Raw genomic sequence first — 16,046 nt, 5'->3', positions numbered from 1 at the left:
TTCTCTTTATCATCGGGTTGTTATTCGCCCTCGAAGCGATCACTTCCTGGCGGAAAACAGGACGCGCTTCCAGTCTGCATTAATGAAATTCCTAATGCTTGTCTTGCAGTTCTACCATGAAATTCAACTTTATAGTCTATTTCATATGTACATTTCAATATTCCATGATTCTATGCTGAATTCTGCATGCCAATTGCTACAGCAAGGCATAAACAATACCTCTGAAATGCATAAGGGAATTTTAATTCTTTGATGCGAGATTGGGATGTATACAAAATAAACATGCATAGTGTTCGAAAAAACCGATTCGGTAAAATTGTTAAAAAAGGAAGAATGTGCATCTGTTTTTAGTGGAAATAAGGTTGTCAGTTAGGTAATTTTAGTGACTAAAGTAACAGTGGGTGAATTATGCACTGAGGGATTTAACCTCAGTTATTGTGTCATATTCATCCATTTTTATATTTTTACATGATGAGGTATTTGCTGTTTTTTGCATTTCCTTATCTGCGGGCCGCTATCGTTATCAACAAATTTCCTACCTCAAGAGTCTTTGATTTTCTAGCGAAGGATTGACAGGATGCTGCTTACGAACTGGCTCAATGCGCTCACCTCACGTATCAAGAAACGCCCCACTTTCCGCTCACGTGACCGTCGTGCAATCCGCAGACGATGGCAAGCTGCAGTCAACAATCAAATCTCCACGACAGAAGTTTTGGAAGATCGTACGCTGTTGACTACATTTTCATTACAAAGCAAGTTACTTCCTGATCCAGCAGTAACTCCTGAAGACGGTGATTTTGCTGGTAATTCAGTTGCCGTTGATGGCGATTGGATGCTGATAGGAGCGCAATTTGATAATAATGTCAATGGTTCTAATGCGGGAGCCGTTTATCTCTATAGCCGAAATGATGCTGGAACACCTGGAAGCGAGGCTGATGACACTTGGGATTTCCATTCAACCATTCTTTCTCCAAATCCGGTAGATCCCAATAATAACCATTTTGGTAATTCGGTTGACATTGATGGAGATACATTGATCATCAGTGCTAGCTTTGCAGAAGAAGGCGATTCATTCGGTTCTGCCTATATCTATACGCGAACTGATCCCAGTGCAACTCCTGCAAACCTCACCGATGATATTTGGGTCCATACAACAAGTCTTTCCAGGCCATTAAGTCTGACTGGTGACTTAGGTGATGAAAACGATAGCTTCGGGACCCATGTTGCCATCAGTGGAAGTACAGCCATTGTGACGGCAAGATTTGATGATATAGGTGGGGATGCCAGCGGTTCCGTTTACGTTTTTGATACGAATGATGGATGGAATACTGTTTTTGTTTCGGCGATAACGGCTTCCGATGCGGTTCCATTTGCCAATTTTGGGACATCTGCTTCAATTAGCGGTGATACAATCATTGTTGGGACACCTCTAGACGATACTCTTGCCGGTAATAGTGGCGCTGTTTACATCTTCGAACGGAATGATCAAACTTTGGTTGGTGATATTTCCGACGATACCTGGGATGAAGCAGTCAAACTTACCTCAGCCAATAATGGCCAATTTGGTTTCTCAGTTGATATTGATGGGGACTTTGCAGTCATTGGTGCCTGGCTTGAATCCGGTGGTGGAGCAGCTTATGTCTATGATGGTTCGGCCGGTTGGGCAACACCGACTCAGGTACGACGTTTAACGGCCTCTGATGCGACAGCGGGTGATCGTTTCGGAGCCTCTGCTTCGATTAGTGGAGATCTAATTGTAGTAGGTGCAACCCTGGCAGATAATGATGACGGGGCCATCTATATCTATGATGGTTCCAATGGATGGGTATCTGCAACCGAGCAGAAAATTTCTGATCCTGCTGCACAAGCTAACGATTCTTTTGCTGCTGATGTTTACATTAGTGGGGAAACAATTGTTGTGGGAGCTTTCGGTAATATCCATGATTATGGAGGAGCAACAGGGCTTGTAGAAAGTGGTGCAGCCTACGCATTTGGTCCGACCTTACCTTCGATAGTATACGTTGATGATAACTTTAGTAATCCAGTACCAGGTCAAGATCCCGATGGTCCAGGAGGGCCAGCCACCGACTTTGGTTTTGATGCCTTTGCGACGATTCAGGAAGCCATTGACGGTGTTGCCGATGGTGGGATAATCCACATTGCAGCGGGTACCTACAATCCAGCATCGACTATTACCGTTTCTAAATCCGTTACCATTCAAGGACCTCAAGCGGGCGTCGATCCCCGCCCAGGAAGTGGTTCATTACGAGACCACACCGATGCAACTACTGAAGCCATTATTGATGGAGGCGGCGCACTAAGTCGCATCTTCTTAATTGATGCCGACAATGTTACTCTCGATGGACTTGTCATTACCAACGGAACCGGTGATCTCATTCGCAGCAGTAATGGTGTGAGTCAGGCAATCGTTCAATACAATATCATTCATAACTCTTCTGGTGATGAGGGAGTTCAACTGGCCCAAACCAGTAACTCTTCGATCCAGTACAATTATATTTTTGATACCACCGGCGATGGTGCCAATTTTGCTGAATCATCGAATGGGAATATCAGCTTCAACGAATTGAATAACATTCGTAGCACGAACGGAGCCATTTATGTCTACGACTCCGAAGCAATTACCATTGAGGGAAATTATCTCGATTTAGGTCATCTGAATCTCAATGACGGGATCAAAGTTGTTGATGATATTGGAGCAGATACCACCACAAGCTACATTATTAATAATGTGGTGATCGATTCATTGCAAGATGCGATTAATGCGGAGCGTTCCAACGTCGTCATCAGTGGGAACGATGTCAGTGGAAGCTCAAGTCAAAATGGTGTCATCTATGTGAGTGAAAATGTAGATAATATCCAGATCACAAATAATTCGATTCATGATAATCTGGCATCGGTAGCTGCTGGTCAAATAAATTATGCGATTCGAATCGGCAAAGGTTCCGATTTTCCCACGAATGTGGTTGTGCGCGATAACAGCATCGTGAATAACGAAGCCCTGATTTTCTTCCGTCAGGATACGCAGGCAACACTTGATGCCGCACGAAACTGGTGGGGCACGACTGATCATACTGTAATCGCTGCGGGTATTGTGGGTGTGGTCGATGGCTTAGGGGCAACGAATGGTGAAATCGACTTCTCGACCATTTTAACCAGTGGTGCAGACACTGATGGCGCGACTCCTGGCTTCCAGCCAGACACATCCAGTCTACTCGTGCACGCCTTGGGAGTTGAACCAGCGATTGGTTCCCGAATTCAAAATGCAATCGATGTGGTGGATGATTTCGGTTCCATAGAAATTCAGGCGGGAACTTATAACGGAGATGTCACCGTCGGTCGTGGGATTTCTCTCAGCGGAACTCCCGATATTCAAGGAACGCTGACAGTGACGGAAGGGGCCACGCTTGCTCCTGGTTTCAGTCCGGGCATCATTCTCTCAAACGGTTTGAATATTCTCGGTGAGACATTTGAATTAAACAACATCAATCTCGGCAGCTTTACGCAACTCGACGTCGGTCCGGGCGAAGATCTGCGTTATGTTGAGTCGGTTCAGGGTGAAAATATTCTCTTCTGGAGAGGCTCCACAGGAGAATTGCGTCGGGCAACTTATACCTGGAACGGAACAAATTTAGTCTTGGGAGCAATTACCAACCCCACAGGTCTGACTTCCGGTGACCATGCCAGCATATTGAATCTCGGTGGAGGTGTATTGGAAGGATATTTCCATCCCGGATCTCCGAGTGCAACGGGACAGTTTCATGCCATCAGTAACGATGGCGGCCAGACATGGATCAATGAAACCTTAATTACCTATCCCTTCTCGACTCCGGGAATCGGTTCCGACTCGGGAACGACCGGTGGTGGAGGAATTATTGAACTCAATGGCGAACGCCGTATATATGCTCAGAACAATTTCGGCGATATTGTCTTGTGGACAACGGCAGCCGGCTCCAATGGACCACTTACGAATATCGGAGCACTCATTGATGGTGGAACGGGTGATTTCCAGAATCAGTCTCCCAGTGGCGATGCCATTGGCCTCTCCTCCGGGCAAACACTCTATCTGTATGTCGATGGTGAAGGTTCAGAATCGACTTTGGGTGCCATCGGTGCATTAATCGTCGATGCCTCTGGTCTGGGAATCACCAGTCAGATCGATAACTTTATCTCTGTCTCCGATAGCGCTTTGACGTCAGCCGGTTTGACAAGCCTGGATGAAATGACAATTGGGGCTGTGCAAATCGTCGGCAATACGATTACTGGCGTATTGATGATCAATGGTGACAGCGTATCGAATGGCAGTAACGAAGATCTCTTTTATGCTCCCATTACGATTAACACGAATACCCTTCCTCCCGGAAATCTGGATATTGAAATCAATGGCACCACTCCTGGAACTGAGCATGATCAGATCGACGTCACTGGAACGGTCACAATTGGTGCTGGGGCGACTTTAAATCTCATCGATGGACTGGCAGGTCCAGGAACTTCTGGTGACACGATTATCTTTATTAATAATGACGGCTCAGATGCCGTTGTAGGTGAATTTGCAGGATTGGCAAACGGTAGCGATGTTGCCTTTAACGGGGAAACCTGGAATATTTTCTATAATGGGGGCGACGGCAACGATGTCGTGCTCGTATTGCTCTCCGAATCTGAAGTTTTTGTCAATGATGACTTTACTGGCCCTGATGGAACCGTCATCGTCGACGCAGATCCCAATACGGTTGGTAATCAACATGCGATTATTGGAGTCAACGCCTTTGACACGATTCAGGAAGGCGTCGATGCCGTCGCTGTCGGTGGAACGGTTCATATTACCGATCAGACGGCAGATGCAGGAACGTATGTCGAAAACGTGACGATCACGAAAGACATTACCCTTCGCGGTACTTCAGGAGTTGACGGCGATGTCACCATCACACCTCCAGCAGGTGATGGGATTACGGTTTCCGCTGCGGCAACCTCCGCGACCATTGAAAACCTCACGGTGACCGGTACAACTGGAGTTGGAATATTACTATTAGGTCTGACAGGGGATGTCCTCTTAACCAACGTAACCTCGACTTTCAACGATATCGGAGTGGTGGCAAGTAACGTCAATAACTTCACCGACATTGATGGTACATATCAAAGCAACAACAACGGTGGAATACTGGTAGAAGACATTACTAACAATGTCACACTAACTCGTACATTATTGGAAGACAATAACGCTGATGGAGATCCACAAGGAGAAGGCTTTACGGCACTTGCCAACCTCAATTTCAATTCGATCGGTGGTGACCTGCTTGTGGAAGGAGTGGTAGCACGTGACTCTGATGGAGCGGGAAGCGCTGCGGACCAGTTAGCCGCCTTTTTCGTAGGCGGAGTCGGTGGCAATGCGACGTTCCAGGACTCAACGGGCGTCGTTCAATCTGTTCTGGTGGAAGGGCATGCCTTTGACGGCATTGCTTTATTCGGTGTTGCCGGGGATACCAATCTGACAAATGTGACATCTATCAATAATGGAACTGATCCATTTGGCCTAACTGGTTTAGGTGGTGCTGGGGTAGTCATCGCTTTTTCAGGATCAATAACTGATACGAACGGAAACTATTCCGGAAACACGAATGATGGTTTTACAGTCTTTAATATAACCGGTGATGTGAGGCTCAATCGTACGACGTTAGAAGACAATAATGCTGATGACTTCGGGCCAGGGGCCGGTTTCTCTGGTGGAACCATCGATGGAAACTTTATCGCGGAAGGTGTGACAATCCGAGACACCGATGGCGCAGGAACGGCTGCGTCTCAAACAGACGGGGTTTTCATCGATGGAATCTCAGGCGACATCACGTTCCAGGATTCAACGGATATCGTTCAATCTGTGACAATCGAAGGCCACGACGAATTTGGTGTGCTTGTAGAAGCGTTTACAAGTCCGGCAAGCGTAGTCACATTCACCAATGGAACTTATTCCAATAATGCTGAGGATGGTATTCACATTGACTTTGTTGATGGCTCAGCAACATTCTCCAATGTGACTGTCGAAAATAATGGGGGCGACGGATTACAGCTATTTGAAATATTCGGTAATGTTGACATCAATGGCGGATCCTTCGGTGGTAATCATGAAAATGGAATCGAAATCGAAGATGCATTCGATGTTGCACTGACCAATGTGACTTCCAGTGCCAATCTGCATGCAGGAATCGAAGTGACTTTTGTCGATTCTTTTTCTGATACAGACGGTACTTACCAGGCGAATGAAGATGCCGGGATTCATCTGTTTGATATTCTTGGTAACGTCGACCTGACCCGTACCATCTTGGAAGATAATAATGCCGATGATGGGGACTTTGGAGATGGCTTTACTGCTGTCCCATTCTTAGAATCTGTTGCTATTGGCGGCGATCTGATAATCAATGGCCTCACTGCTCGTAGTACCAACCCGGGTACAACACATCAAACCGCTGGTGTGTATGTGGAAGGTGTTGACGGATCGGTCGTCATCGATGGTTCTACAGACGCTGTGACCATCAGCGGAAACGAAGAGGAAGGCCTCAGCCTGATCGATGTTGCTGGAGATGTAACACTGACAGACGTATCACTCACAGCCAATGCCTTGAACAGCTTTGTGAGTGGTGCATCGATATTGAATATCGTTGCTACGACAGGTAATGTAATTGATCATTTTGATATTAATACACCAGCCTTGGGAGGCGAAGGTTTTCTCCAGCACACTCGCGGAGGGGTTGTTCAAGATATTATCGAGACCGATAACATCGGCACCCTCGATATCGATTTTGATGCCGGCGACGACACAGTCACCGTACTCCCCCACTCTACAACTCTCATCGATCTCAATGGTGGTGATCCCACAATCGCTACCGGTGATGTTTTGACCTATATCACTCCGGTAGGAGAAACGGCAGCCAATACTCCTGCCGGTCTTGATGGTGGTACAATCAGTTCCACGGGTGGATTTGCAGATGTGGTGTTTGATGAATTTGAAAATTTATCGATACCTGGTCCTCTCGTAGTAACGGGAACGAGCGGTGATGATTTACTCATTATCACTGCTACCAACGCTAATTCCGGCACCTATCAAGTCATCACCGATGGAGTCGCCGGTGCGGTGATCAATTTTTCTAACATTACTGACTTAACGTTTGATGGTCTGGAAGGTGATGACACACTGCGAATTGTCAATCCTGCAGGTGGTGTGTTTGATCCGATCAATGGCGTCTTCTTTAATGGTGGGACCGGTGGTGAAGATGGCGCTGGTGATACACTTGAGATTCTGGGAGGCACAGCCACTTCAGTCGAACATCGTTTTGTCGACGATGCCTCTGGTAGCGTGCTGTTTAATGGTGAAGTAATAGGGACGATTACCTATACGGGCCTGGAGCCGGTGATTGATCTGGTTGCCACCCCCGACCGTATTTTCAGTTATTCAGGTGCAGATGATGTGATTACATTGTCCGACGCTGGTGTTGCCGGACAAACATTCATCGATTCGACATTCGGCGAGTCTGTCACATTCCTCAATCCCACAGCAACATTTACCATTAACGCTGGGGCCGGTAATGACATTGTCGATGTCAATTCATTAGACGCCAATTTCTCAGCTTCACTAACCATCAATGGTGATGCTGATAATGATACAATCAATGTTAATTCAGCCATATCATTCGACACTGGCAATACTGTTGAGTTCGACTCAGATCTGATTAACGTTGGTAATGGTGTCACGATTACCGCGTCCGGAATTACCTTTAATGGGACAACAGTGGAACTGGATGGCGATCTTGTTTCATCCAATGTTGCCGGTGATGTCGCTACGGTGAATGTACTCGGGTCAACGGGTGGTGCAGAAATTCAAGATGCGATCGATATCGCAGGTAATGGCGGCATGATTAATGTTGCCGCAGGCAGCTATATTACGGCAGGCACACTTGATGTGAATGAGTCGGTCTCAATCCTGGGAGCAGGAAGAGATGTTGTTGAAATCCTTAAAATGGACGATCCGACTGGTAACTTTGACGAAGCTATTAATATCTCGGCGGACAATGTCACCATCAGTGGCGCACAGTTGGGTTGGGAAGTTCATACTCCAGCCACCGACTATCAGGGCTATGTTGTAGTCACGACAGCTGACAATACGACATTGACAGATCTTCTGTTCGAAGATAATTATCGTAGTGCCATTGTCTTTATAGGTGCGGACAATCTGGAAGTTTCTGATTCAATATTCGATGGCAAGTTCGGTCGCGCTGCGATTCGAGATGGGAATGGTGGCGCGGGCGAGAATTTCCTGATCACGCGGAATGAATTCCGTGCCGACCACTTCCGCTGGGGACCCATTTCGATTGGTCCACAAGGATCAGGTGGGTCATCCGGCGCTTATAGTGGCGAAATTTCGTTCAATTATTTTGGAAATGGTTTAGAAGCCGGTTCATTCCAGGAAGAGGGAGACCGGAACTATACCGTGACGATTACCAATCCTGGTCTCACAGCCGCTGGCCTCGATATTCTTCACAACACATTTGACTGGCAGGATTCTGCGGTCACAAATGGAGATGGCAACTTTGGCCAGCCGGGGGGAATTTTCTTTGATCCTTCGATCTCACTTGCTCCAGGCTCAGTCGATATCTCAGACAATATCTTTAGTGGGTTCACGTTCGACGGTCCACAACCCAGCAACGATCCGTTATGGAATACAACCGGTGGCCAGTTTGGTGGCGCCCTGGAATTTGATGGAGTGGATGACTTTGGTATTTTCCAGAGCGCACTGTTTGATGTGGGCACAGCGGGAACGCTTAACTTCTGGGTCAATATGCATGATCAAAGCCAGCGAAATCAATTCTTTGAAGGTTTGAATGGCGCTGGTTTTGAATTCCAGTTTCGTGATAACAGCGGAGGGCAATTCTTTGGAAGCCCTGGCCGTTCTGGAAACGTGAATAACTTTGCTATTCAAGATGGGAGCGCAGGCGGTACAGAAAACGTCTGGCAGAATCTGCAATATACGTGGGATTTCAATGCTCCCGGGAATCCCCAGATGCACATCTACATAGACGGTGTCGAAGTTGCCTACCTCAGTGCAACGTTCGATTCAGACCTCACGCAATGGGTCAACGTCGTCAGTACCGTCAGTCAATTAATCACCGTCGGACGCGATGCCAGCGGCGACCGGCACTTCGATGGTTTGATGGATGACGTCGGCTGGTTTAATGCGGCACTCAATCAAACAGACCGTGACAACATTCGCACGAATGGAGTGGCCGCTTTAACTGGAGATGCACGTCTCATCGCGCATTGGGACTTCGATCAGGCTGCCGGCAATATTGCAGTCGACAATGAAAATGGCATCCAAATGTTTTTATCGGCGAATGGCATCAGCCCACTTGGTCCTGTCTTTCAACCAACGGGCGGTCAGTTTGGTGGTGCCCTTGAGTTTGACGGACTTGATGACTTCGCCACCTTCCAGGATGCAGCCTTCGATGTGGGCGAACAGGGAACCTTAAACTTCTGGGTCAACATGGCTGATACAGGAAAACGAAATCAGTTCTTTGAAGGCCCCGGTGATGGCGGATTGGAATTCCAGTATCGTGATAACGGCGGTGGACAATTCTTTGGACGAGCTCAAGATGGTGCCGATTTCACGATTCAGGATGGCGGTGCGGCAGGTGTTCAGGGCGTTTGGACCAACGTCCAATACACGTGGGATGCAAACACCGGCGAAATGCGGATTTATCTGGATGGTACCGAAGTGACTTATCTGGCAGGCTTCGATGAAAATCTGGCCGGATTTGATATCAACAATTTCACGGAAACCATCGGCGGCTTGATGAATGTGGGACGCGACCCCGGTGATGGAACTCGCTTCTTTGCCGGTCTCATGGACGATATTGGCTGGTTTGATGGCGTGCTGAATCAGACCGACCGTGACGACATTCGCAACAATGGCGTCGCAAATCTTGCCGGTGATCCACGGCTCGTCGCACATTGGGATTTGGATGATGCTCCCGGAACGCTGATTGCTTCTGGCGACAGTGGTACCAGCATTGATTTGCATATTCAAGCTGAACCCCCTGCTCCTCCCATTGGAGGCTTTGGAGTCATCGCACCTCTGGATGCCTCGATTACTAATAACCTTTTCTTTGATAACGATAACAATTCCAATCATGTGTTGGACCCATCAAACAAGCTCGGTGTTGATCCGCTTTATGCGCGTGATCATGATCCCGCGTTCAATCCTGCGACGACCTCTTTGGAAGAGATTTTTGCTATTGGCTTAGGTTCCCCTGCCGCCTTCATGTCAACCGAGTTTGCCGGTGATCCCGCGACAACGACCCCTCACATCGGGGCGTTTCAGGATTTAGCACCCTTTGGTGCTGGTGACATCGTCATCAATGGTAGCAATGCTGATGACCTGCTTGAGATCGTATTCACCAGTGAAACCGAAGCAACGATGACGCTGACAACAGGTGTGGGAGGACCAAGTCCCGTCGTCACAGGCCCCATTCTGCTGACAAATATTACCTCGTTCACTTTCAATGGTCTTGAAGGGGACGACATCCTCAGGATTACCAATCCTGCCGGCGGCTTACTCAACCCCACAAATGGTCTCTTCTTCAATGGAGGCACTGGTGGCGAAGATGGCGCTGGCGATACCCTGGAAATTCTGGGCGGAGTAGCCACAAGTGTCGAACATCGCTTTGTGGACAATGCCTCAGGTAGTATGTTCTTTGATGGTGAAGGCGTAGCGACGATTACTTATACCGGTCTGGAACCGGTACTCGATACGATTGTCGCCACCAATCGTACTTTCAGTTTCCTCGGTGGCGCAGAGACAATCACGCTCTCCGATGATGGAGTTGTTGGCGATGGTGTCTCGCAAATTGACTCCGATAACTTCGGTGAAGTTGTCGCTTTTTTGAATGCCACGGATTCCGTAACGATCAATACCGAAGCATTCGGTGGTAGTGGTGTGGATGCCGTGAATATCGAAGGGCTGGACAGTACCTTCGATGCAGATCTGACCGTGAACGGAGGCACCGATGACACGGCGACCTTCCAGACCAACGCGACAGACCTCGGTTCAGGCGACCTGACTATAGACATCGGTAACGTGGTACTCGATCAAGATGTGATCACAACTGGTAACGCAGACCTCAATGCCTCCGGTGGTTCGATTACCGATGGCGGATCAAGTGCTGCCGACGCCTTGAGTGCAGCCACAGCGATCTTAACTGCCACCGTTGACGTAGGGGGTGCCGGGGACGCGGTGGATATTGATGTTGCGAATCTCGAAGCCGATGCAGGAGGTGCTATTAATCTCGACAATAACAGCGGTGCGCTATTAACCATTGGAGGGATTAGTGGATTGCAGGGCTTACAGGCAGTAACAGGAATTGCACTAACGACTGACGACGACTTGCAAATCGATGAAAACATCAACTCCACAAATGGCCTGATTGATATTGAATCCACATTAGGTGGCATCACCATGATGGATGGTATCATTATCAGTTCAGGCACTGGTGATATTGAGTTAACTGCCGATGGTGATATTGATCTGACGGAGATTACTGCTGCTGGAAATGAGGTGCGACTCACAAGTTCTAATGGAAGTCTTACTGATAATGACGCATCAGAATTCACGGGTATAACGGCAGACCGCGTAGCACTCCGAGCTGCGACCGGCATTGGAGGTCTATTTTCTGATGATATTAATGTGGATGTCAATACGCTAGCTGCCAGCACCACGACTGGTATTATTGAGATATTCGATTTCAACACCATTGCGGTTGATACTGTAGATGGTCTTTCCGGTATTTTGGGTGGTGGAAACATTCGCTTGTTGAGTAATAATACCATCGATGTTAACCAGAACGTCCAATCTACAGGTGCCGCATCGAATGTTAATGTCACTGCTGGGAATCACCTGAATGTGAATGCCAGTGTTCTATCTAATGGCGGTGCCATTGATCTCTTGGCTTTCAATGACATTAGTCTAGGGGCAAGCACTGTCGTTGATACCACTACCGCTGCACTGCTCAATATAAGGGCGAATCTCAATGCTTCTGGTGATGGTGCATTTACCCAGTCTGAAGGCGGAGTTGTTGATGCACGTGGTGGTTTTTTGAGTGTCACTTCGTCGGAAGATGCTAGGATCGCCAATCTACGAAGTATTGGTGCTCTAATTAATGTTCAGTCTGTGAGTGGCTCTATCATCGATAATACCGCTGGGGAAGCGGCTTTGATTACTGGTAACGAGGTTGCCCTGCGTGCGGCGACCGGGATTGGAGATGGCAATGACATTGATACTGTGGTCAGTGTCTTGGTAGCGTCTTCCCCTGGTGGAAATATCGAAGTCAGTAATACGGGTGCATTGGAGATCGGCACGGTGTTTGTTGGAGTTGCTCTAGTGGGAATTAATGCCGATACAGGAGAGGCAACGATTTTGACCGCCAGCCCGTTGACAATTGCCAGCGATGTAACCGCTGCCGGAGCAGTCACTTTGACTGCCGGTGATTCGGCAGGACCCGGGGATGACCTCACGATCAATGCGGGCGTGACCGTCGAATCCACGGGGGCCAATGTGGTTCTGAATGCCGGCGATGATTTTCTGCTGTCACTGGGTGGCGAAGTGATCGCGAACACCACAATCGAAATTAACGTTGATCCCAGTGGTGGTGACCCGGATCCCGTCGGTTCCACTGTGGACCTCTTAGGCAATGTCGACGCCACACAGACGACGATCAACGGTGGCGCTGACGCTGACATCTTCAACATTCTACCGACCGCAGACTCACCGATCACTGTGAACGGTGGCGATCCCACATTGCCGGGACCCGGTGATGTGCTCAACATGGACTTCAGCGGTCTGGCTGCTGCACCCTTCCTCACACTGGGGGCGACTCCCGGCTCGGGTTCCTTCGGATTTATTGCTCCGGACCTCGAACAGACTGTGGATTTCACCAGCATCGAAAATGTCAACAGCGGTGGGACTCCTTTCCACCTGGTCCTGGACATGTTTGCCGCCGGTTTCCAGAATGCGGCCGATGATACGATTGACGTGCAACTGGATGCCGCAGGCACCAACCTGTTGATCGACGTCAACGCCAGCAATTTCGCTTCTATTGCCGCGGCCGACATTCTGTCGTTTACCGTCATTGGTTCGACCGACAACGAAACACTCAATATTAACGAATCACCGGGTGGTCTGCCTCTGTTCGATGTGGCCGCCCCTGTGATTCCCGGCTCAAACGGTTCGCATTTGAACAATGCCGCTGATACGTTGCTGGAAGATCAGTTCAATCCGACCACCTACGATGCCGACGACATCACGATTCACTACGATGGTGGTGATGGTACTGATGCCATCAACGTCAACTTCACGACCGTGCACAACGCGGCTTACTTCTCAGACAACATTGACAGTCTGGGCAGTGGTAACATCGTCGCAGCAACACCGGCAGGGCTCGACATCGATTTGGGTCTCTCCTTTGGTGCTGTGGAAGGTGTGGGCATTAACGGAGCCGGCGGCGGCTTGCGGGTCGATGCTTCATCGACTCCCTTGACCACAATCGTGAATATCGACGATGACGGTGCCGCGGGAGATGGTGTTTCCCAGATCACGGCCAACGGTGGTTTCGCGAATATGGTCTTCAGCGGCTTCCAGGGACTGCAGGTGGTCTCCGGTACGGGTGAAGAACTGATCGACCTGATCGCGTTAGACTCCGCAACGACTGTCACCCAGATTGAACTGGATGCCGACGACGTGTTTGGCGCCCCGGATCCAGCCAACGACACGATCCGCGTCCGTTCCACACCAGCGGGCGTGACCGACATTAACATCCTGGCTGGTCTGGGTGATGACGAGATTCAACTGTTCGACGCCAGTAACACGGTCAACAACATCTTCGCCGATATTACCGTGGATGGCGAAGGCGGCAACGACACACTGACGATTATCGATTCCGGTGATGCCACGGGGGACACGTTTGAAGTCACTTCGACCACTGTGGACGGGCTGTCCAGTGCGGTGGGCCCCGATGTGACGTTTGCGGAGATCGATAACTTGAATGTGACAGGGACCGGCGGCTCTGACCTTATTTTTGTCAATATGACTACACAGGAAGATCTGAATAATGTCGTCCTCAACGGTTTTGACGGCGATGATAACTTCTTTCTCCAAAACAGCACGCCGGTCGGCGTCGACACCCGCCTGAACGGGGATGCCGGGGAAGACGACTTTATCTTCCTGTTCAGTAGCGTGCTTCGCGGTTTCATCGACGGGGGCGGCGATCTCGACCTGCTCGACTACTCTAATTACAACAACGCCGTGCATGTGGCGCTCTCAGGTCTGGGCACGATTGACGGCTTCCAGGGCCGCGAAAACAATGGCAGCATCCTGGGCACCGGTGTGGCTGGCCTCGGCTTTGACAACATTGACGATCTGTTCGGCACCTTTGGCAGCGATATTCTGGAAGGTCCCGACCTGAATAACTACTGGGGGATTACCGGTACCGACGAAGGCTTCCTGATTGCCGATCGTCCCAATCTGATGAGCGGTCGTCCGACCACAGCCGGTGATACAATCGCCACACCACCTGAGCAGTTCATGGATTTCACGGACTTCGAAAACCTGATCGGTGGTAACCAGCAGGATCGCTTCGATCTGAGTGATGGCGCTGGTCTGACCGGGACGCTCGACGGGGCGCTCGGCAACGACAGCCTGGACTACCGCGACTTTACAACCGGCGTCACCGTCGACCTGTTTGCTGGCACCGCGACCAACATTGGTGGTGGCTTAGTCGCAGGCACTGGTGGCGGTGATGACGACAACAGTATCGAAAACGTGTTTGGCGGTGATGGCAACGACAACATTACCGGCGACAACGACAATAACATCCTCGGTGACGGCTTCGGCAGCGACAACCTGGACGGCGGCGGCAACGGCGTCGGCAGTGAAAACGGGGGCAACGATGTCTTCCTGATGGAACCGGGGACTGGCGGTAGCCAGGATGTGATCACCGATATCCACGGTAACGACACGATCGACTTCCGCTTCGCCAGCCAGGGCATTCTCTTCGATGTCGATATCATCAACACTCCACAGGATGTCTTCGGTGGCAACACCATCGAACTCAGACAGATTCAACCACAACAGCCCGACACGAACCCCAGCTTCATGGAAAACATCGTGGGCAGTGAGTTCAATGATATTATCTTCATCGATCCGCTCTCCCAGGATGGTAACTTCCCGATCGACGGACCTCCGGTACTGCGTTCGGCTGACGGTCGCGGGGGCATTGATGTGCTCGACTTCGACGCCAAAGGCCAGGAAGTGATCGACACCGGTTTCTCCCTGACCGCCGACGGGGTGGGCACCGTACAATACCTGAACTTTGAAAACGTACGGCCCTTCGAAGACACACCCGCCTTCATCGTCGATAACGGCGACCTCGGCTTCTCACTCGGCGGCGACTGGCCCTTCCATCCGGGTGGCACCGCCGCCATTACGAATGGCATCGGCTTTGAAAACGACGTGCATTCGGTACGTGAGGAATCGCCGATCGGTAACGGACCTGCCCAGGCCTTCTGGGAATTCTATGGTTTGACACCGGGTGACTACCGAATTTCGGTCACCTGGCCCGTTTCCACCAACCCAACAGTCATCGGACAGGCGGCCACGGATGCCCCGTATACGATCTTCGATGGCGCCCGCACCGACATCGGCACCGCCGCCGTCGATCTGGGAACCATCGATCTCAACCAGCAACTCGAGCCAGATGACTTTACCGCCGATGGCACGGTCTGGGAAAACCTGGGTGTATTTACAATCAACAGCCGGACGTTGACCGTGATGCTGACCAATCTGGCCAATGGCCGCATCACCGCCGACGCGATCCGCATCGAACGCGTCTCTGCCGGACCCGAAATCGAACTACGCGATATCACCGATGCACCGGTCCCGCCGACGATCATCATGGACGGTCATCAGGGGGGCATCAACTTCGGTGCTACCGAAC

At 49.9% G+C, this 16,046-nt stretch carries 1 protein-coding gene; it reads left to right on the top strand.

The window, feature by feature from the left end; all coding sequences use genetic code 11:
* Positions 1 to 577: 577 nt before the first annotated feature.
* Positions 578 to 16,046 (top strand): LamG-like jellyroll fold domain-containing protein (locus tag V202x_RS11480; RefSeq protein WP_197993345.1); only part of this gene is annotated, 15,469 nt, incomplete at its 3' end.

It is taken from the genome of Gimesia aquarii (assembly GCF_007748175.1).
Taxonomy (GTDB): Bacteria; Planctomycetota; Planctomycetia; order Planctomycetales; family Planctomycetaceae; genus Gimesia; species Gimesia aquarii_A.
This window is presented reverse-complemented; position numbering and strand designations above follow the sequence as displayed.